Origin of the sequence: Vibrio sp. 10N.222.52.B7, from assembly GCF_041474275.1 — a bacterium.
Taxonomy (GTDB): domain Bacteria; phylum Pseudomonadota; class Gammaproteobacteria; order Enterobacterales; family Vibrionaceae; genus Vibrio; species Vibrio crassostreae_C.
Genome location: NZ_JBFRTU010000022.1, coordinates 46,115 through 67,928, shown reverse-complemented (window position 1 = coordinate 67,928; position 21,814 = coordinate 46,115). Strand labels below are relative to the sequence as shown.

Here is a 21,814-nt window from a genome sequence, read left to right as displayed (position 1 = left end):
TTGGAAAATCACTTTTTGATACAAAGCTCGCCGTCGATCCCTTGAGTTATTAGCATCTCACCTTGAAGTCATTACAGTATATGGGTATAAATAACCCCACCATTAAAAGGACATGAGATGTATTTGCAAATGCATTTGTGTTTCATTAAGCCTCTTTGTAGTTAGGCGATGAAAGAAAAGAATTATTTATGGAACACCAGTAGCGGCATTATTGCTGTATTACTGGTTTTACCGATCTTAGCGATTTTTACGACGGCTGTTGGAGAAACAGATGAGCTATTTTCTCATCTGATGTCCACAGTAATGCCCACCTATGCTTACAATACGGTGGTTTTAGTCATGGGAACCTTATTCCTGTCTTTGGTTTTTGGTATTCCGTCTGCTTGGATTATGGCAATGTGCCGTGTTCCGGGAGAGCGGGTTTTGCAATGGGCGCTAGTACTGCCATTAGCAATGCCAGGCTATATTGTTGGCTATATCTTTACCGATTGGTTCGACTTTGCTGGGCCTGTTCAAGTTCTACTGCGAGATCTTACTGAGTGGGGACCCGGTGAGTATTGGTTCCCGGATATTAGAACCTTATCTGGTGCTATTATTGTTCTGTCTCTCGTTCTCTATCCTTATGTTTACTTGCTGTGCCGCGCCGCATTTATGGAGCAAAACGTCTCCTTACTGCAATCCGCTCGGTTGCTAAAATGCTCACCTTGGGAAAGCTTTCGTCGTATCTCGTTGCCACTTGTTCGCCCATCAATGGCGGTAGGTCTATCGCTTGTTGCGATGGAAACTATCGGTGATTTTGGTACCGTGAGTTACTTTGCAGTCAACACTTTAACGACAGCGGTTTACGATACCTGGTTAGGTTATTCAAGTTTAACGGCTGCTGCGAAAATATCGGCAATTATGCTAGTTATCGTGATCTTGCTGTTGAGTTCAGAGCGCTACAGTCGTCGTAAACAGAAACTGTTCCAGAATCAATTCAGCAGTCGTGAAGACTTTCGTTACGACCTATCCGGTTGGAAGAAGTGGTTGGCACTGTTTTGGTGCTGGGGATTAGTGTGCGTTGCGTTCTTATTCCCTCTGGGTCAGTTGATGATCTATGCCTACAAATACTTTGCACAAAGTTGGACGCCTGAATTCAGAGAGTATGCTGTTAACAGTCTTTATGTGTCAGTAATCGCGGCGATTATTGGCGTTATAATTGCGATGATTGTGAACTTTAATCAACGTGTCAGCCCGAGTAAGAAAAATCAGGCTTACATGCGTATTGCTTCGATGGGCTATGCTGTTCCAGGCACTGTGTTGGCGATTGGTGTGATGGTGCCTGTGTTGTTCATGGATCACTTAGTCAATGATATTGCCAAAGTGATGGAGTGGGGACGTCCGGGGCTGATTTTCTCTGGTTCCATGTTTGCGCTTATCTTTGCAATGGTGGTACGTTTTTCTGCAGTGGCGATTGGCAGTATTGAAAGTAGCTTGAGTAAAGTATCTCCTTCATTGGATATGGCTTCTAAAACCATGGGTTGCAATACCAACCAGATGTTACGTCGTGTTCATTTACCTTTGATTAAACGCGGCGCGCTGATCGCCGGTTTACTGGTGTTTATCGAATCAATGAAAGAGCTAAATGCGGCATTGCTGCTGCGTCCTTTCAACTTCGAAACATTAGCGACCTATGTTTATAACTATGCCTCAGATGAGCACCTCGAATTGGCGGCGATGCCTGCTGTATTACTGGTGTTAGTAGGTTTAATTCCTCTGATCATCGTAAACCGTTCTTTGGAGCAGAAACACTAATGAGTTGTGCATTATCAATTAAAGATCTGACTTGTAAGTATGAGTCGCAAACCATCTTGGAAGCGCTCTCGTTAGAAGTTGAGCATGGTGAAATTGTTTGTCTTCTTGGTGCAAGTGGTTGCGGGAAAACCACCTTACTTAAGGCGATTGCAGGCCTGCTTCCATTGAGTAGTGGCGTAATGAGTTTGAACTGTCAAACCATTGATGATGGCGAGAATTGGTTGCCACCAGAGCAGCGTAACATTGGTATGATTTTCCAAGATTACGCCCTGTTTCCGCACCTGACGGTAAACCAGAATGTCGGCTTTGGCTTGAAAGACCTTTCTGAGCAGCAAAAGAAAGACAAAGTTCAAGAGATGCTGGAGTTGGTTCACTTAGATGAGTACGGTGACCGCTACCCACACCAACTTTCAGGTGGTCAACAACAGCGTGTCGCTATTGCTCGTTCTTTGGCGTACAAGCCAGACTTGCTACTGTTAGATGAACCATTCTCAAACATCGATACTCAGGTTCGTCATGAGCTGATTTCTCAGATTCGCAAGATTTTTAAGAAGCAGGGTGTTACAGCTATCTTCGTAACTCACAGCCGTGAAGAAGCGTTCGCATTTGCAGATAAAATGGCAGTAATGAACCATGGTGTGATTGAGCAGTATGGTTCGGCATCTGAGTTGTATTTCCATCCTTCAAGTAAGTTTGTTGCAGACTTTTTGGGTGGCGGTAGCTACCTCAATGCACAGCGTATTTCGGAGCATGAATTTGAAACCAGTTTGGGTATGGTTGAAGCCAAACCGCAAACGGAGATTGAGTTCGGCAATACATGTGAGCTTCTGCTAAGGCCCCAGCATATCCAAGCAAGTTACGAGCAAGATAGTGCTATTTCGGTGCTAGAACAGCAATTTATGGGTGATCACTGTCGTTATGTAATCGAAGCGCATGGTCAGAAGTTATTAGCAACCTCGTCAGAAGCACTTGAAGTGGGTATGCCGGTCAACGTAAAAGTCGATACCAAAGGCGTATTGGCTTTTTAAAGAGATATAACGCGATACTAATCGTTACAAGAATCGCGATAAAAAAGCCCAGCACTTTAATCAAAGTACTGGGCAAGAGTTCTTCACTTATAGGCTTTAACAAGGCAGTGATTTGTTAAGTCCCATACAAAACTGCTGCACTCTATAAGCCTATAGAGAGAGGAAGTCTTTCACTTTTTGAAGAACACGTTCTGCAGTGTCTTTATCTTCCATTTCTGCGAAGATTCGTAGTAACGGCTCTGTTCCTGAGAAGCGAGCAATCACCCAGCCGCCATTCTTGAAGTACACCTTGGCACCATCTTCATAGCTTACTTTTTCAATTTCGTATTCAAATTCAGGCAGTTGCTTCTCGACGTAGATCTTAGTGTAAAGCGCTTCTTTCTCTGAAGGTTTAAACTTACAATCGCCTTCTGCGGTGTAGGCATAGCCATATTTAGAGTAAATCTCATCAAGTAATTCAGACAACTTCTTGCCTGTCACACTGATCATCTCAACCAGTAAGCTTGAAGCAAATACGCCATCCTTACCTTTGATGTGACCACGAATGGTTAAACCACCTGAACTTTCGCCACCAATCAGAGAGTCATCGGCCTCCATTTGTGAGCTGATATGCTTAAAGCCTACAGGAACCTCAAAGCTCTTCTCACCATGATCTGCCGCGACTTTATCCAGTAGATGTGTGGTTGCGATGTTACGAACGACAGAGCCCTTCCAACCTTTGTATTCCAGCAAGTAGTAGTAAAGTAGGAGTAGTACTTCGTTAGGGTGAATGAAGTGACCTTTCTCATCGATGATTCCCAAACGGTCGGCATCGCCATCAGTACCAATACCAATGTCATAGCCTTCTGCTGCAACTAAGTGCTTCAAGCGATAGAGCGTTGCTGCGCTAGGAGAAGGCATTAGGCCACCGAAGTCTGGGTTTTTACCATCGTTGATTACGTCGACATCACAACGACCGTTGATAAGAACCGTTTGCAGAGCGTTTTTCGCCACACCAAACATTGGGTCGATCAGCACGCGTAGATTCGCTTTCTTAATCGATTCAATATCGATGGCATTAATGATGGAATCAACAAAGGCGTTCATCGGGTTGATGATTTCGATTTCTTTGTCGTTTAATGCTTGCTCGAAATCGACACGAATAATATCTTCGTTGGTCAGTGTTGCGATTTGCTGTTCGATCTTCTCTGTGATGATCTCATCAGCATCACGGCCACCTTCAATGAATACCTTGATGCCATTGTAATCGGCTGGGTTGTGAGAGGCGGTAATACACGCCGAGTAGGTGCATCCCATCTCTTTTGCTTGGAACATCACGATAGGTGTTGGAACAAACTTATCGATGAAGCTTACTTTGATGTTGTTCGCCGCAAGTACTTCTGCAAACCAACATGCGGCTTTATCGGAAAGGAAACGACGGTCATAGCCGATCACAAACCCATTCTTGGCTGCATCTTCGTTGTTGATGATGTTAGCGAGTGCTTGCGCTACCAAACGGACGTTTTCTCTAGTGAACTCCTCACCAATGAAAGCGCGCCAGCCACCTGTACCAAATTTAATCATTAGAAAATCCTTTTAGTCTCATTGTCTCAAGCCTGTAAAGACTTGAGACAAGAGCTGTTCGTTAAATTGCGTGACTAGCCTAGAACAACGACAACATCGTTCACGCTGCCTTCTGCTTGTACTGGGATAGCGCCTTCAACTGATTCACCATTGATAGTGATAGAGGCAACGCCTTTGCTTACTGCATTCGGGTTTTGCACTGTGATGTTATAAGTCGCGCCACGCCATTGACGAGTAACCTCGAATTCTGGCCAATCAGTCGGGATACAAGGATCAACCGTTAAGCCTTCAAAGCCGGTACGAACACCAAGAATGAAGTTGGTTACCGCGAAGTAAGCCCAACCAGAGGTACCGGTTAACCAAGGGTGGTTTGCACGGCCGTGGTCTTGGTGATCTTTACCCATGATGAACTGCACGTACGAGTATGGTTCTGCGTAGCGTGTTTCAATCATGTCATTTTGGTTGTATGGGTTTAGTGCGTCGTAGAATTTCATCGCACGGTCACCACGGCCTAGCTTCGCTTCTGCCACCCAGGCCCATGGGTTAGGGTGAGAGAAGATTGCGCCGTTCTCTTTTACGCCTTGGTAAACGCGAGTTACGAAGCCGATATCATCGTTTGGTGTTGCAAATGATGGAGAGTTTAGGTGTAGGCCGTATTCAGAGAATAGGTTCTCATCGACTGCGTCCATCGCTTTCTCACCGCGTTCTTGAGATACCGCACCAGATAGAACCGCGAGCGTGTTTGACTCAAGGTGCACACGACCTTCAGCTTGTTGTGCTGTACCGATCTTGTCGCCATTTTTAGTCAGACCACGGATGTACCAGCCACCTTCGTCATCCCAAAGATGCGTTTCACATGCTTCGCGAACGTTAGCAGCCATTTCAGTGTATTTCGCAACGTCAGCATCGTTATTACGGAACTTAGCAAGATCTAGGAATTCTTGTAGCGCCCAGAAGTGTAGGAATGAAACCATTGATGATTCACCGCCACCTAGGTTCAAACAGTCATTCCAGTCAGCACGAAGGCCTTTACAAATACCCGTTTGACCCACGTATTCAGCAGAGAAGTTCAGTGCCGCTTTCATGTGTTCGTAAACTGTCGCGTCGCCACCGTCTGCGTATGGGATCACTTCATCAAAGAAGTCGTGCTCACCGGTTTCCATTACGTATTTGATAATGGTCGGAACGATCCATAGGTGGTCATCAGAACAGGTATCGTCAATGCCGTGGATCTTGTCGTCATCTGACGGTGTTGGAACAACTGTTGGTGATTTTGATGGCTCAACGTCGGCTTTCTCTGGATCGAACCAGTCAGGATCGAACAAGTGTAGACCGTAGCCCGCTTTCACTTGGCCGCGAAGCAGGTCGATAATACGTTTCTTGGTCATTTGTGGGTTGGCATGGGGTACTGAAATAGCATCTTGAGCCGTATCACGGTAACCAAGACCAGTACGACCGCCAACTTCGATGAATGATGCAAAGCGTGACCAAACCACACAGGTTTCCGCTTGGTATAGCGTCCACGTGTTGATCATTGTGTCTAAGCCTTCGTTTGGCGACTTAACTTGGAATTTGTTGCAACGCTCGTCCCAGTGATCTTTGATGCCTTGGAAAGCGGCGTCTACGTTTGCTGTGTCTTGGTACTTCTCACGTAGGCGTTCACCGTTGCCTTTACCGATACCGAGTACATACGCAAAGCGAACTTCTTCACCGGGTTGAATCGTAAATTGCTTGTGCAGAGAACCACAATGGTTGTAACAAGTTTGAGCGCTGTTAGAACACTTACCGTTTTCAACCGCAATTGGATTTGCTTCATCACGGTACATACCAAGGAAGTTGTCACGTTGGCCATCGTAGCTGTCTGGTGAGAAAGTTGAAGCTAGGTAGTAGAAGCCTTCAAAGTCGTTAGTGTTGTAGTACAGGTCGTATTCCAGAACACCTTCTTGGTAAGACGTGCCCGCAGAGTACAAAGACATCTGATGGTTTTGATTGTCTGATTGAATATGGCTGAAAGAGAACTCAACAAACGAGAAAGTGCTGATAGTACGTGGCTTGTCAGTGTTGTTCTTTAATACAACGTCCCAAACTTCTGCATCTTCACCCTTAGGTACGAATAGCGTCTTGGTTGCGGTAATGCCGCTGTATTCACATTTGAATTTTGAGTATGACAGGCCGTGACGAACTTCGTAGTTCGCTTCATCTAGGCTCTTTGCCACTGGTTGCCAAGAGATAGACCAGTAATCACCCGTCTCATCATCACGCAGGTAAACATAGTGTCCTGGGCGGTCAAAGGTGCCGTTTGGACGGAACTTAGTAACACGGTTGTATTCCGGAGAATTGTAGAACGAGTAACCGCCCGCATTGTGCGAAATCACGGTACAAAACTTTTCAGTACCTAGGTAGTTTGTCCAAGGTGCTGGTACATCAGGGCGAGTGATGACGTATTCGCGATTGTCGTTATCGAAATAGCCGTATTTCATTGTCATTTCCTTTTTAACAAACTGCATCTATGCAGCTAATTTTTAAATAGTGATGCTGAGTCGTATCTAACTGAGCACCTTAATTTGAGTCAGCAACCACTCGATATGAGTGTCGCTTTGGTTTGTTTTATTGAGCTTTCCAAGGGTTGCGATAATCAACATTGAGTTTGTCGAGTAATGGCAGATGCCCCTTTAGGCGAGATAGGTAATCTAGCCAGTTTCGGTTGTTTTTATGTGTCCAACATCCTTCAGCTAAAGCGCTAATTCTTGGGAATACCATGTAATCCATACGCTTTTGGTTGGTGACGATCTCACACCATAGAGCACACTGAATTCCGCGGATCCGCTTACGAATTGGGTCGGTGTCGGATATCTCAGCAAGTGCTTCGTAGGTATAAGCTTGTTCTAATGGGATAACGGCAGCCCAATCTACGCCCGGTTCTTCCGGTGCATAATCTTGGGTCATGTCGAGATAGGTAAACTGTGCAGGTTGCAACACCACATCAAAGCCTTGGCGAGCGCAATTGACAGCCGCTTCTTCACTGAGCCATGAGTAGATGATGGTCTCTTTACTCACTTTGTCGCCGTGCTGTGCTTCTTCCCAGCCGACCATGCGTTTGCCGAGTTGCTTAAGCTTGTTTTCGGCATAGCGGAATAGGTGACCTTGTAGGTCTTTGCTGTCTTGGTACTGGTGTTCTTTCATCAACGCTTGAGCAGCAGGGCTGTTGCTCCACACTCCCGGTGGCACTTCGTCTGCACCCATGTGAATTAATTCGCTCGGGAACAGCTCTGCGACTTCTTCAATAACTGCATCTAGAAATTGGTAAGTGCCTGGTAAACCTGGGTTTAGGACGTTGTCGTTGTAGTGCTGAATGCTTTTGTATTGAGTAGTGTCAGCTTGCTCTACCAACATGTCAGGCAGTGATTTGATTGCGGCACGGCAGTGTCCCGGAATATCGATCTCTGGGATCACCGTGATGCTGCGTTGCTCTGCATATTCAATGACTTCACGAATTTGTTGTTGCGTGTAGAAGCCGCCGTAGTTTTCCGCAATGTGGGTATATTGCGGCTCTAGTGCATGATCAGGGCCACGCCAAGCGCCAATTTCTGTTAGCTGTGGCAGGCTCTTTATCTCAATTCTCCAACCTTCATCGTCAGTTAGGTGCCAATGAAATACGTTGAACTTGTAGTGCGCCAGTTGATTGATTAAACGCTTCACTTGCTCTACTGAGTGGAAGTGACGAGCGCAGTCCAACATCATGCCGCGGTACTTAAAGCGCGGTTGGTCGGCTATCTTGCAACATGGTAGAGAGAAGTTCTCTGCGTCCAGTTGTTGAACTAGTTGAATCAAGCTTGCCACAGCGTGTGTAAAGCCCGACTGGCTGCCTGATTCAGCAATAATCTGTTGTGCAGTGATGGTCAGTTTGTATTCGGCTTCATCTAACGTCGGGTTGCTGCGAAATAGAATGTTGCCGCTTTCGTCTTTTGAAAGTTCAGCTGAAAGCGCGGTCGAAAGAGACAGCTCAAAGGTCGAGAGCAACTCTTGCTGGAACCAAGAGACTGCCTTATCAGCAAGATGAGATTGAACCTCAATTCTGCAGTCGTTATTTAGCGCGAAGTTATTTAGCGCGAAACTACCTTGCTGAAATTCGATCTGATTAGGCTGAGGAATCAATGCAATCTCAGCAGCGTTAACTTCAGGTATTTGATTGCGTTCACGGTATGGCGAAGCCAGTACTATGGGTGATATCGCGACAGGCAGTACCGATGTTTCTCCATCATTATGTGACTGGATAAAGGCATCGTTAAGGCCATCAGAATAGAAGCGGAATGGTGCGCTTTGAATACTGAATTCAAGGTAGTAATGGTTGTTGGCCTTTAACACTGACGAACTTGGTGTGAATGAGCAAAAGCTGCCAACTTGAGTCAGCTCTCCTTGCGATAAACTCTCTGGAAGGATGAAACGATCAAATGCAAAGTGCAGAGACCAATCTTTTACGTCGAGGTCACTTAAGTTATGTACCGTAAGGCCAAATCGGCAGTTATTTTTTTGTTCAGAAAGAACAGCTAAGTCGATGCGATAATTCATATAACTTCCCTGCTAAGCCTGTTGATACAAGTTGTGTTGTGGTTTTCCGGCAAACATCAATGCGCCTTCAATAGCGTCGAATTGAGGTTTAACGATCCATTGCTGTACTGGTGGTGATAGCCAGTTGAGAATTCGCTCTGCGATACTTCCCATCAGGCATACCTTGTCCGCACCTTTGTGATGCAGTGCTAGTACAAACATTTCGATATCAGCGGCGGTTTGCTTGAGCATCTCGATAGCCAGTTCGTCACCTTCGTTAGCGAGTTGAAAAATAACTGGTGAGAATTGACCGTAATCCTTTGGAATAGCACCTTTTGACCATTCGACAATGGCATCCACATCATTATTAAAGTGATTCATCACATGTAGAGTCAGCGGGGTTTTGTTGCGAATACCGTCTTCTGCAAGCAAGACTTGTTGAATCAAACGTAAGCCCATGACTGCGCCGCCGCCTTGATCTGAAATCGGAAATTCACGACCGCCAACCACATATTGCTCACCGTCTTTTAGGAAGATACCGCAAGAACCCGTACCACCGATCATGATTGCGCCGTCTTGGCCATTGTGAGCACCAATGCAAGCGCCATAAGCGTCGGTATTTAGTGTCATGCTTGCGAAAGGGTGTGGTTGAGCCATGAAGTCGAACCATGCTGATTTTTGCTCAGCGCCAGCCAGCGCTAGGCCAACATGCATATTTGAAAAATGGTCTGAGTTGAGTTGCCCTTGTTGTGCCGCTTTTGTGATGGCATCAATAATTGAGCTCATCGCAACATCAACACCCAAAAGGATGTTGCCACTGCCACTTTTCGCTTCACCAATCAGTTTGCCTTGAGCGTCACGAATACGAGCACGACAAGAAGTACCACCACCATCAATACCGACGTAGTAAAGAGTCATTATTATTGCTCCTTACGCTGAGCTAAGAAGTTGAACTGTGCAGCGGTTGCTAATAAGAACCACGCACCATGAGGGATCCATTGCTCACCCCAGCGCCAGTTTTGAAGCATGTCATCTTTTTGTGCTGGTGGATTGAACGCAATGTCTTGTTCATCTTCAAAACCAGCTGTGATGCCATTACAGATACCGCCTTTCGCATTGAAGAACCCAAGCAGAGGTAGGTAGTCTGGGTTGTTATGGCCATGACCATCGAGCATGCACATGTGGTATGGGTTGAGGCCCAAGATCCAATCAAGGCTATTTTGTGAAAGCTGGATTAAGCGCTCTTGAAGTTCGCTATCTTTAATGTGCGGTTGAACTAGGTAAGCCATGGTTGCGAGTGAGCCAAGGCGTGCGTTCTCGCCTTGCCACCAGTAACCGGTTTCGTTCTGTTGAGCGACGAAGAAGGCATCACGTTTATCACCATCGACAGATTTAACGTATTGTCTTGGATAGCCAAATGGGTTGGTGACTTTGTCGGTGATGTTGATTTCGAACTGACAAGCTTGTTCAACAACTGTGCGCGCCTGTTCTTTTAATTCAGCATCGGTTTCATTGTCGATGTATTCACATAGTGCAATCACAGGAAGACCGGCTTCAGCTGCGTGAAAGTATGGACGAGAGCCATCAGAGTTTGCCGACCAGAAGTGCTCAAATGAATCATCGGATTGCTGACGAGAGATTAAACGAGTCGCCCAAGTTCTTGCTTCTGATAGGTATTGCTGGTCTTGTGTTACGCGATACAGCTCATTGGCTGCGAGTAGGGCGCAATACTCATCGATGATGTTCTCTTCACCATCGTTTAGATACTGGAGGTTGTACTCTTTTAGATGCCAGTAACCCTTAACCGCCATTTCAAGGTATGTGTGGCTCGAGTAGCTGCCAGAGATTTCAAGCTCAGAAGCTGCGGCTAATGCTGCGATAGCAACACCTGCACCTTGTCGGTAGCCCGCTTGTAAGTCCGTTGATTTATGACCTTCTTGAGTCGCATAAGCGCAGATATCGCGTTGGTTGATATCTTTGCTCCATTTGTCGAATACCGTCATATAGAAGTATCCGTCAGCGTCTTGCATACGCACTAAGAAGTCGGCACCGAACAGAGCCTCTTCCGTTAGACGAGTCATGGAGAATTTCGGGAAGTCTGGGTTATGGCCAGTCAAGCGTACGCTTTTTAGCATGTTCCAAACGACCATCGGAATTTGTTGTGGGTTTAGGTAGTTACCATAAGACAGGTGGCTAAAATACTTACTGACATCACCTGATGCGTCATACCATCCACCGTGGACATCGACGTATAGGTCGGTACCTAGAATTTGTACTTGTCGATCTTTTTTGTCGAAAATCCCGCCACAGCGTTGTGACTTAAAGTAATGAAGCACATCAGAAAACGTGTGGTTCATTAATAGGTTGCTACCAATCTCAAATACTTCTGAACGCAGGTTGTCAAAACGTAGGTAGTAGCGACCAGATTCAGTGACTGAACTGAAATCAATAGTGAAGAATTGCCCTTGATGCCAATTTGCTACGCGGCCTTGTTTAACCACATCAAAATTTCCGACAGTCATATGGTTGTCAGCACAGACGAGTAGAGCCGTAGTGCTTGATAGGCGAGCTTTCTTAGTTTGCAGGATAGCTTGCTTCGGGCCTGTGGACTCATAGCCAATATGGTTGGTCAATAACAGCATCAATATTCTCCGACAGTCCTAGTTTCTATTGGCTAGGTACTTGAATGTTTTGGATATAAATAGTTAGGGTCCGAAGACCCTAACTTGGGTTTTATTGCTTAGCTTTCGTGTAGGTAACAGCGCACAAAGTGGTTATCAGCGAGCTGCGTAACCCCTGGTAGCTGCTCTTTGCACTTATCCATTGCGTGAGTACATCGGCCTGCAAATGGGCAGCCTGCTGATACTGGTGTCCACAGAGGAATCTCACCTTTGTTGCCTGCAAGTTGCTCGTGGATCGACTTCTTAGGATCTGGAACGGCCGAAACAAGCAATTGGGTGTATGGGTGCTGAGGGTTAGCAATCACGTCATCGGTATCGCCCCATTCCACCATGTGTCCCACGTACATCACCGAAAGGTCTTCAGCGATGTAACGAGCGGTTGCGATATCGTGAGTGATGTAAAGCAGAGACATTTGCTTCTCGAACTTCATCTCTTCCATCAGGTTCAAAACACCGGCACGAATCGATACATCAAGCATTGAAGTTGGCTCATCGGCTAGTACAACTTCGGCACCTACCGCGATGTTGCGGGCTAGGTTGACACGTTGACGCTGACCACCAGACAGTTGGTGAGGGTATTTCTTCGCCGTCTCTTTTGGCGGAATGAGACCTACTTGCTCTAAAAGATCGTAAACGCGTTCTTCTAGCTCTTTCTTGTTGCCCGGAGATACTTTCTTGTGGATCAACAGTGGTCGAGCAATGTGGTGGAAGATATTGTGCGTTGGGTTCAATGAACCAAACGGGTCTTGCCATACCATCTGCACGCCTTCACGGTAGTGCATAAGATCTTTTCTGCTTGAGATCTCTTGGATATCACGACCTTTGTATTCGATCGTGCCGCCTGAAGGTGCGTACATTTTTGCGATCATTTTTGCGGTTGTTGATTTGCCTGAACCAGACTCACCAACCACTGCTAGGCCACGGCTTTTGTACATCTTGAATGACACGTCGTTAATCGCACGCATCATTGGGGTTTGAATGGTGGTACTGCTTATTGGGAAGTCTTTTACGACATTCTTGCCTTCTACCAATAATTGACCGAAATCTTTGCTCATAATTGTCTCCAGAATCCTTATTCGCTTTGCTTGTTTTTAGGCGGTCGAGCCGCCTTGTTCGTTATTCACGCTGAGTCAGCGTGCAAGCTATAGCTTCCTTTGTACTATTGGGTCACCGTACAGGTGGCAGTTAGACAAATGTCCCGGGTCGATAGAACGCAGCTTGGTTGGCACCTTGGTACACTTTTCATGTACACGGTCACAACGAGCTTGGAAACGACACCCTTCAGGGATCTCTAACAGGTTCAGAGGGTTACCCGGAATACCTGCTAACTTTGTCTTTGGCCCTGTCAGTGGAGGGAAAGAATTTCCCAGCCCTTTGGTGTAAGGGTGGTAAGGGTTTTCTAGAATATCTTGAGAGTTAGCCACTTCGATTAGCTCACCTGAGTACATGATGCCGATGCGGTCAGAGAACTCGACCATCAATGACAAGTCATGGGTGATGAACAGAATTGAGAAGCCAAATTCTTCTTTTAGTGCATAGATCTTTTGTAGGATTTCGCGTTGCACAACCACATCAAGTGCGGTTGTCGGCTCATCCATAATGATCAGCTTCGGATTCAGTGCTAACGCGATAGCAATAACCAAGCGCTGACGCATGCCGCCAGAGAATTGGTGAGGATAGTCACTCAATCGGCTCGGGTGAATATCTACGATTTCAAGTAGACCTTCAGCACGCTGCTTAGCTTGCTCGCGAGTCATGTTGGTGTGACGCATGATTACGTCACAGAACTGCTCTTCCATCGGTAGTACTGGGTTGAGTGCGTTCATCGCGCTCTGGAATACCATCGACATCTCACTCCAACGGAACGACTGCATACGGTCATCACTGTATTCAAGGATGTTCTCACCGTTGAAGATAACCTCACCACCACTGATGTAAGCGGGCGGCTTATGAAGACGCATAAGAGAGAAAGCGACCGTTGATTTACCACAGCCAGATTCACCAGCTAGGCCGAAGACTTCACCTGGAGCGATGTCGAAACTTACGTTGTTACACGCACGAACATCGCCAGACTCTGTGATGTAATCCACGCATAAGTTGCGGATAGAAATTAGTGGTTCAGACATGATTATTTATCTCCGCTCCAAAGTGCATTTTGTGGTGGTAGTTCTGGTTCACGTTCTTCTTTGTCTTGAGCTGCTAGTTTCTTCCAACGCTTCATGCCTTTGTGAGAACGCAGTTGCGGGTTAGCAATTTCATCGACCGCGAAGTTAAGTAGAGCAAGACCAGTTACAAGTAGTGTCAATGCGATACAAGGAGCCAACAGTTCCCACCAAGCGCCAATCAGCATTGATGAAGAGGTTTGAACGTTGTAAAGCATGATGCCCCAGCTGATTGTGTTCGGGTCACCAAGACCTAGGAACGAGATGGTTGCTTCCATCATGATTGCGTACATCACCGAACCGATGAAGCTTGCGCCAACGATAGAGATAAGGTTTGGCAGAATCTCTACGAAGATGATGCGGAATGAAGATTCACCCAAAACTTCAGCGGCTTTTACAAACTCTTTTTCACGCAGTGCTAAGGTTTGGGAGCGAACAACACGGGCACCCCAAGCCCAAGACATAAAGCCGATAACCAAGGTTATGGTGAGTGGCCCTGCCTCACCGATAAAGGCTGCTACTACGAACAGTAATGGGTATTGAGGGATTACCAGCATGATGTTCATTGCGGCTGTTAGAACGTCATCGACACGGCCACCGAAGTAACCTGCAGAAACACCAATAACAGTTGCGAGTAAACATACGGTTAGACCCGCACCAAAACCTACAGCAAGAGATACGCGTGCGCCGTATACCACTTGAGACCAAACGTCACGACCCATACGAGTTGTGCCTAGTACGTGGTCTGCCTTTTTAGACATGATCAATGTACGACGGTCGTCTGCTAGATTTTGAGCAACCCAGCCATCAGGGTTAGTTTGTGCAGACTTCACCACGAAACCAGGATATTCGTGTGGGTTACCTGTACGCTTGTCTGGTACATGTTTGGTGATTAATGGAGCTGCAATCGCGCCAAGAATAAAAATACTTAGGATGATGACGCCTGTTAGGGCCATCGGGTTACGCCAAATGAGTTTTAAAAAGTCTTTCATGATTATTTACCACCCTTACGAAGACGAGGGTCAAGAACAACGTAAAGCATGTCTGCAACTAGGTTAAAGAACAGCATGAATAGCGTCATGATAAGCAGCTGACCTTGCAGTACTTGGTAGTCACGAGCGTTAATTGCGTTGAAAAGTACGCTGCCAAGACCTGGGTAGTTAAAGATGATTTCGATAATTAACTGACCGCCGATTGCCATACCTAGCGACATTGACAGGGCTGTCACACTAGGTAGCATCGCGTTACGAGCTGCGTAGTTGAATACCACTCGGTTTTCGCTCAGGCCTTTGCCTTTCGCCATGGTGATGTAGTCTTCGGCTAGTAGGTTGATCATGTTGTTACGCATGTTTACTAGGAAGCCACCAATTTGAACAACAGAAGCACAGAACAGTGGTAAGAAGGCGTGGTAAGCGACATCTTTAATGAATGCCCAGCTTGTCCAATCAGGTATAGTACCAGCGGTGTAGGCATACCCTGTTGGGAACCACTTCAAGCCAATTGCAAAGGTAAATAGTGCAATCATCGCGATAACAACTTGAGGAACGGCTTGTAGAATCAGCATCCCTGGCGTTACGAAGGCATCGTACTTACTGCCGCGTTTCCACGCTGCGAAAATACCTAGGATTGAACCAATCGAGAAAGAAAGAATAACTGCGGTGCCGGCTAAGAAAAGCGACCAACCGAATGCTCCACCCAACAGTGTGTTTACAGAAAGTGGGTAGAATTGAATTGATGTACCAAGTTCCCAGCTAAGAATGTTCTTCATGTACGCCACGTATTGAACTAAGTAGCCACCATCAACGAAGCCTAATAGTTCTTTCATTGCAGCAATACGCTCTGGAGTAACTTGTACAGAAGCGTTCGCAAACATCATGGTAACTGGGTCACCAGGCATTGCTCTTGGAATAATAAAGTTTAACGTCGCAGCAACTAATAGCGCGACAAAATAAAATGACAAACGTCTTAAAAAATAACCCATAACTCACACCTTACTCACCCAGATTGTTTCCCTGTTTCTGGATTCAGGTCGCTCCTAGCGAAATTTGGAACGAAAAATCCCCTGACGACTAGCGCCATACTTTCAATTGAGAGTGTGGGGATTTTTATAAGCGGCGTAAGAGGTTACGCCGCAAGGATTGAACGATTACTTATTTAACTGGTTTTAGGTCCAGTACATGAAGTAGACGCTCTGGAATACCAGCCCAAATGTTTGGACGGCCTTTTGGATTTTCTTCGTTCCACCAACCAGTGAAGCGAGTTGTGTTGTATTGGTACATGTAAGCACCAGACATCACAGGGATTGTCACTTGGTCTGCAGCGATGATTTGCTGGATACCGTGTGCAATGTCTAGCTGCTCGTTCTTATCAGCTGTTTTGTAGAAGCTGTTTAGAAGACCATCTAGCTTGTCGTTTTTGTAGAAGTGCATTGCGAAACGAGGCATACCATCACCAGATTGTAGTGATGAGTTGTAAGCACTGTTCCAGTACGTGTATGGATCCGCACCGTGGAAGTAGTTTGTGTATGCTACGTCGTATGTACCTTCAAGCATTGCTTGGTTGTAAACAGAGAAGTCAGGTGTACGAGCTTTCGCTTTAATACCGATTTCGTTTAGCTGTTCTACCGCTAGTTGAACTGTGTTGTTGAAGTCAGTCCAGCCGTTTGGCGATTGAATCATTAGTTCGAAAGACTTGCCTGATGGAGTGTCAACAAAACCATCTTTGTTTACATCTTTGAAGCCAGCGTCAGCAAGAAGCTTCTTCGCGCCTTCAGCGTTGTAAGTGTTGAAGCCTTTGTACTTGTCATGAGTTTTTTCATCAGACCAAGCTTCAAACGCGTAGCCAAGACCCGATGCGAAATCGTTTACAGTACCGCCACCGTAGAATGCGATGTCGATGATAGTTTGACGGTCAAGAGCCATAGAGAAAGCACGACGGAAGTCAACGTTGCTCAATGCTTCATGCTTCGCAGCATCAGGGTGCTTGAAGTTAACGATGAATGCCTGTGTACCTGCTGGCGGGTACCAGTAGTGGTGTTTAGGGCTAGCTGCTGCGTATGTACGATCGATATCTGGAACGAAAGAAGACGTCCAGTCCATTTCACTGTTTACAACTTTACCTAGGAATTGGTCGTTGTTCGCAATTTGTGGAACACGTAGACAGTCAACATCTAGGTTGTCTGCATCCCAGTAGTTCGGGTTTGCACACTGGATGTATAGCTGCGCTGTAAACGTATCGATTTCTGTAAATGGACCAGAACCTACCGGGTTCTCATTGGTAAACGTTGATGGATCTTTAACGTCTTTCCAGATGTGCTTAGGTACTACAGGTACTTTAGCAATCTCGTAAGGTACGTTTGAGTTTGCTTCTGTTAGTGTGAACTTAACTTGGTTGTCGTTCAGTTTTTCTACAGAAGTTACCCAAGAGTTGATACCAGATTGGTCAAGCTCTGGCTTCTCTTTTACAAGGTTGAAAGAAAAAACAACATCATCAGCAGAGAAAGTTTCTCCGTCAGACCATTTAACACCCTTACGAATGTCGAAAACAACGCTCATCAGATCATCTGACATCTTGAAGTTTTCAGCTAGACGGAACACTGGAGTGTTACCGTGCATTTCGTTAAATACTACTAGCGGCTCATACATGAAGTCAGTTGTAGTATGTAGGTTAGTAGCACCAAGGTACGGGTTAAAGTTACGTACGAATGTAGTGTACTCTTTCGGGTGAACGGTCAGTTCACTGCGTTCTGCAGCGGTTGCTACTGATGCAAAACCTGTTGTAGCAGTTGCAATAATTGCTGTTGCTATTGCTGTTTTTTTTATATTGGCAAGCATAGCTGTTCCTTACTATTTGCTTTCATTTCACTAATGGATTGAATGTTATCTGTCGCTAAATTGTTTAGTAGATACACACTCTGGTTAAAGGCCTACCTCTTCTTCGTTGCTCCAGATTCATCGTTGATTCTGAGAAGTGGTAAGAGTGGCCTGTAGGCCTTTGGCAGGAGTAAGAAAACACCTTATCGATGAATTAATCAAACTCGTTTCCCGTCAAAAACGTTAAAAACACACAACCCCACGTCATTAACGTCAAAATAGGTTGCTTTGGTGGTTTTTCGTACGCAATTGTTAAAGTGATGTGACTCGCATTTGGTTTTGAGGTTCTTGCAGGTTGTAAGTGGCCACTAACTTTAAAGGCTTTTTATTATAATGCCTTACCCTACGTTGGTATAATTGTAGATCTCGGTCACTTGCCAGTTTTACGTTAAATTTCCCTAGAAAATTAAATCTGCCGTTCTGTTGTGACTCGCTTCTCAAACTGCAACAAAGAGTCAGATAACGGTCAGATATGATTGAGAATAGAACGAAAAGTACTGACGGTTACCAGCACGCACTGTGCGTAATTGGCGTGAATTCCTCCTTGTTTAAAGACGTGAAAAAAGTGCGTTGCAAGCGTTGGGATTCTACTTTTTGTGTTTATGAGGCGTACAAAAAAGCCCACGCTAGGTGGGCTCTATTATTCAAAGTATCGTGATGTTGGTTCAGGGTTTAACTGGTCAGTAGTTTCTGCAGTTTATCCCTTAGCATCTCAATATGGGTTCTTTCTGGCGTCTGTTCTTTGCAGTGTTCCAGTATGAATTCGATTGAGCTCAGTACCGTTCGCCAGCGAGGCGTTTTCGGTAGGGTTTCGACGCGTAGGTATTTGTCTAGCGTTCGAGTTTGCAGCGTACTGCGGTCTAAGTAGACGCGCCACAAGCCACTCTTCTCGGCGAAAGCAAACTTGGTTTCACCCGTCACCGATTCCCAGTAGATGATGGCATTCGTCATCGCATCGACCAGTACCTCACGCATTAACTCTTGCTTGTTTTTACCTTCACCTGTTGCCTTGTCAGCAAGACGAGTAAATTCTCCGCCAAGCTCTTTAAGCTGCTGTAACTTATCTTTGTCGCCTTCAAAGGCATAACTAGAGAGAGCTTCAACCGCCGTTTCAAGGTTATTGATTCGGTTTGAGTTAACACCACCACCTACATTGAAGATATACATGGTGTCGAGCCCTGAGCCTTCAGGCAGCTTAAGGATGTCACTTGGTATGCGCTGACGTGTGTCGTCTATATAGATATCAATATCACCGCAGTAGTGGGCTTGTTCTACCTTAAGGTATTTAGGCGCAATGATCTCGTCGGCCATTGAGCGTTTGAGTTGTTCCTGTCCGCGTCTGAATAGCTTAGCTGCGGCTTCGTTAGCAAAGCGAATGCGTTGGTCATCACGAATACAGATGATGGCTTCAGGTGCCGATTCTAGTTGCTCTAGTAAGCGGCCTTGAGTTTCTAGCAAGTTAGCTTCAACCATCGCTCTATGTTTGAGCTCGAGTTGCAGTTGGTCGTTTTCAAGGCGTCTCTGTTCAGCTTTACTTGCTGATAGATGCGCTGTTATTCGAGCCGCTAATTCTTGTTTGTTGAACGGTTTAGACAAGTAGTCATTGGCACCCGCTTCGAAACCTCGAACACGGTCTTCTGCTTGGTTGAGGGCTGTTAGCATGATGATTGGCAACTGAGCATGGTCATACTGTTTACGCAGTGCTTCACAAACCTGATAGCCGCTCATTCCTGGCATCATGATGTCGAGTAGAAGCAGCTCTGGCTTCTCTTTCTCAATCAGTTCAATGGTTTCAGGGCCATCACATGCAGTACGTACTCGATAACCTTCTAACTTCAAGAAGCTGTCTAATACTCGCAGGTTAACCGGCTCATCATCGGCGATAACCAATAACGGGCCATCTGGGTTTTCACTGATAACACTATTTTCTTGTTGGCTGTTATCAATTAAATCAGGCGCTTGGAAGTGCGAGTAGTGACCTGATTCGTTGTAACTGTCTAACTCATCTTGAGTAGCTAGGGGCAGGGTAAAGCTAAACGTAGTGCCGAGCATTGGTTGGCTACTAACGTACAGTGAACCGCCCATTAGCTCGATCAACTGACGACTGATCGATAATCCAAGCCCTGCACCTTGGCGGTAGTTACTCGCATCTTGGCCTGCTTGAATCAATGGCTCAAAGATGTGCTCAAGGTACTCGGCCGGTATACCTTGGCCAGTATCGACAACTTGTACACGAATGTTGTCATCGATAACGCTGGCAGAGATAACAATTTTACCTTCTGAGGTGTACTTGATGGCATTGCCGACCAAGTTATACATCACTTGCTCAAGCCGTTGAGGATCCGATGAAACCAGACCTAAATCACTTGGGACTTGGTTAATAATACGGATTGGCTTATTGCCCAATAGGTGATGAGACAACTCTAGGACCAAGCTGGTGGCTGCCGACAAATCAACGGCTGATTTCTTAATATCTAAGCTGCCATAGCGCATCTTGTGATAATCAAGCAGATCATCAACCAAGGTCGCCAATCTCTGACCGCTATTGATGATGATATCCAACTGATATTTCTGATTAGCAGGAATAGGGCCGTTAGCTCCAGATATCAACGCTTCAGCGATACCCACCATGCCATGCAGTGGTGTTCTCAATTCATGTGAAGTAGTCGCTAAGAACTCATCTTTGAGTTTATTTGCCAGTTGTAACTCTTCGTTTTGCTTTTGAATGGTCTTAAGGTTGTCCTCAAGCTCATCGTTTTGGCTTTTGATGAGCTGCATTTTTTCACGAATAGATCGCTGCATTCTTTCGAAGCTCACCGCGAGTCGGCCTATCTCATCTTTGCGCTCGGTATTGATCATGGTTTCATCGAGATCACCCGCCGATACTTTTTCGGCAGCCCACGTCAGTTTAAGCAGTGGGGATGTGATGAAGTTAGACAGATAGTGCGATGCAACGACTACCAGAATGATCGCCGTTAGCATCACGATCACGAAGATCTTTTCTAACTGATGAATACGGGCAAACGCCTCTTTCTCTGGCAGCTCTACGACAAGAGCCCATGTTGCGTATTTCAGCTCAATTGGCGTATATGCCGCGATGATCGCTTGATCTAGGGTGTTGTCGAAGGTGCCAACCGCTGTTTCGCCAGCCAATGCTTTATCGACAACATCTAGGCTCAAGTTGATAGATTCTTGTGAATGAGCAAGGCTACGCGGCAGGTGATCATCACCTACAAGCAGCGTTTGAATATTCGAACTCTTGTTGAGATCCGCAATCAACTTAGTAATGCCGTTGATTGGTAGCCTAAACATCGCGTAACTGTGTAGGTAGCCTTGTTGAACGATAGGTGCGCCTAGCCATGCGGTCTGTTTGCCATTCTCGTCTTTAAAGTCAGAAACGATAACCGGCGTGTAATCTTCGTTAGATTTGCGTCGGTCGGTTACGTCTTTGGCTAGTCGTTGAAAGGTAATACCTAGGTTGGAGTCCTTGTATTTTCCTGTCAGCAGATTGGTGCCGTAATCGTCATTTTTAAAGACGGAATAAGCGACGTTGCCGTTGATATCAACTAAGAGAATATCGTCAAAATCAGAGCGTTTAAGCAGTTCTAGGTAAGCATTATGGTAGCGCTTGTGCAGTAAGCGATAACGTTCGCTGCCAATAAAGCTGCTGGACTCTGGAAGAATCGACGTTTTGATTTGATCGCCAGATCCCTGAATGTAGCGCTGCTGCGCATTACCGCGAGCCTCGTCAATATCTAACCCCAATCGTTGGAATGCATTGATCAAACCATAAAATCGCCCGCCACTGGCATTGGCCAATTCTGAGCGAACAAAGCCCATCACTTGGGATTCTTGAGCTTGTAGGTAATCGACAATTTGCTGTTGCTTAGTATCACGAACCGAAACAAGGTGTGAGGTGCTTTGTTCCTGAAGATCCTGACTGTGCGATTGGAGGAAAAATATCGCGATAAGTGTCACTGGGGTAATACTGAGGACAAGAAATGCCAGCATTAGGGTATTTTGAAGGCGCTTAAACTTCTGCTTACGATAGAATCTAAACATAAATTGGGTACTACTTTCCTTTGATGTACTGCTAAAAGGGGCGAAAACAAGTACAGAGAATAGAATTAACGGGTTCCAATTTAACGAAATTAACGAGTTTTTTT

Annotated in this window: 13 protein-coding genes; 2 read left to right on the top strand and 11 right to left on the bottom strand. The window is 45.8% G+C overall.

The window, feature by feature from the left end; all coding sequences use genetic code 11:
• The first annotated feature begins 168 nt into the window (after positions 1-168).
• On the top strand, positions 169-1,794 hold the full coding sequence (locus tag AB4512_RS08815) for an ABC transporter permease (protein ID WP_372174769.1): 1,626 nt from the start codon (positions 169-171) through the stop codon (positions 1,792-1,794).
• Entirely contained in the window at positions 1,794-2,822 is a 1,029-nt protein-coding gene (locus AB4512_RS08810) for an ABC transporter ATP-binding protein (protein ID WP_017059417.1), read from the top strand. The genes AB4512_RS08815 and AB4512_RS08810 overlap by 1 nt, the downstream gene beginning before the upstream one ends.
• A 150-nt stretch (positions 2,823-2,972) precedes the next feature.
• Here the strand turns inward: AB4512_RS08810 and AB4512_RS08805 are convergent, their stop codons facing one another.
• The 11 genes from AB4512_RS08805 to AB4512_RS08755 form a co-directional block, all read right to left on the bottom strand.
• The gene (locus AB4512_RS08805; RefSeq protein ID WP_371724358.1) at positions 2,973-4,385 is read right to left on the bottom strand and encodes a phosphoglucomutase/phosphomannomutase family protein; all 1,413 of its coding nucleotides are present in this window, start codon (positions 4,383-4,385) and stop codon (positions 2,973-2,975) included.
• A gap of 74 nt (positions 4,386-4,459) precedes the next feature.
• Positions 4,460-6,865: a GH36-type glycosyl hydrolase domain-containing protein gene (locus AB4512_RS08800; protein WP_102319895.1), complete on the bottom strand. Its 2,406-nt coding sequence runs from the start codon at positions 6,863-6,865 to the stop codon at positions 4,460-4,462.
• Between the two features lie 127 nt (positions 6,866-6,992).
• Positions 6,993-8,954: a beta-N-acetylhexosaminidase gene (locus AB4512_RS08795; RefSeq protein WP_372174768.1), complete on the bottom strand. Its 1,962-nt coding sequence runs from the start codon at positions 8,952-8,954 to the stop codon at positions 6,993-6,995.
• Positions 8,955-8,966: 12 nt separating this feature from the next.
• Positions 8,967-9,851, bottom strand: coding sequence for a BadF/BadG/BcrA/BcrD ATPase family protein (locus AB4512_RS08790; RefSeq protein ID WP_372174767.1), 885 nt, complete (start codon positions 9,849-9,851; stop codon positions 8,967-8,969).
• A 2-nt stretch (positions 9,852-9,853) separates the two neighbouring features.
• Complete coding sequence (locus AB4512_RS08785; RefSeq protein ID WP_372174766.1) at positions 9,854-11,575, bottom strand: glycoside hydrolase family 9 protein; 1,722 nt, start codon at positions 11,573-11,575, stop codon at positions 9,854-9,856.
• A gap of 98 nt (positions 11,576-11,673) precedes the next feature.
• Positions 11,674-12,669, bottom strand: coding sequence for an ABC transporter ATP-binding protein (locus tag AB4512_RS08780; protein ID WP_017059411.1), 996 nt, complete (start codon positions 12,667-12,669; stop codon positions 11,674-11,676).
• Between the two features lie 87 nt (positions 12,670-12,756).
• A complete protein-coding gene (locus tag AB4512_RS08775) occupies positions 12,757-13,740 on the bottom strand; it encodes an ABC transporter ATP-binding protein (protein WP_017059410.1) in 984 nt (327 codons plus the stop codon).
• A 2-nt stretch (positions 13,741-13,742) separates the two neighbouring features.
• Positions 13,743-14,768, bottom strand: coding sequence for an ABC transporter permease (locus AB4512_RS08770; RefSeq protein WP_017056648.1), 1,026 nt, complete (start codon positions 14,766-14,768; stop codon positions 13,743-13,745).
• A 2-nt stretch (positions 14,769-14,770) separates the two neighbouring features.
• Positions 14,771-15,757: an ABC transporter permease gene (locus AB4512_RS08765; protein WP_017059409.1), complete on the bottom strand. Its 987-nt coding sequence runs from the start codon at positions 15,755-15,757 to the stop codon at positions 14,771-14,773.
• Between the two features lie 169 nt (positions 15,758-15,926).
• Complete coding sequence (locus AB4512_RS08760) at positions 15,927-17,609, bottom strand: ABC transporter substrate-binding protein (protein ID WP_017056650.1); 1,683 nt, start codon at positions 17,607-17,609, stop codon at positions 15,927-15,929.
• Positions 17,610-18,320: 711 nt separating this feature from the next.
• Complete coding sequence (locus AB4512_RS08755; RefSeq protein WP_065676704.1) at positions 18,321-21,710, bottom strand: response regulator; 3,390 nt, start codon at positions 21,708-21,710, stop codon at positions 18,321-18,323.
• Positions 21,711-21,814 lie beyond the last annotated feature (104 nt).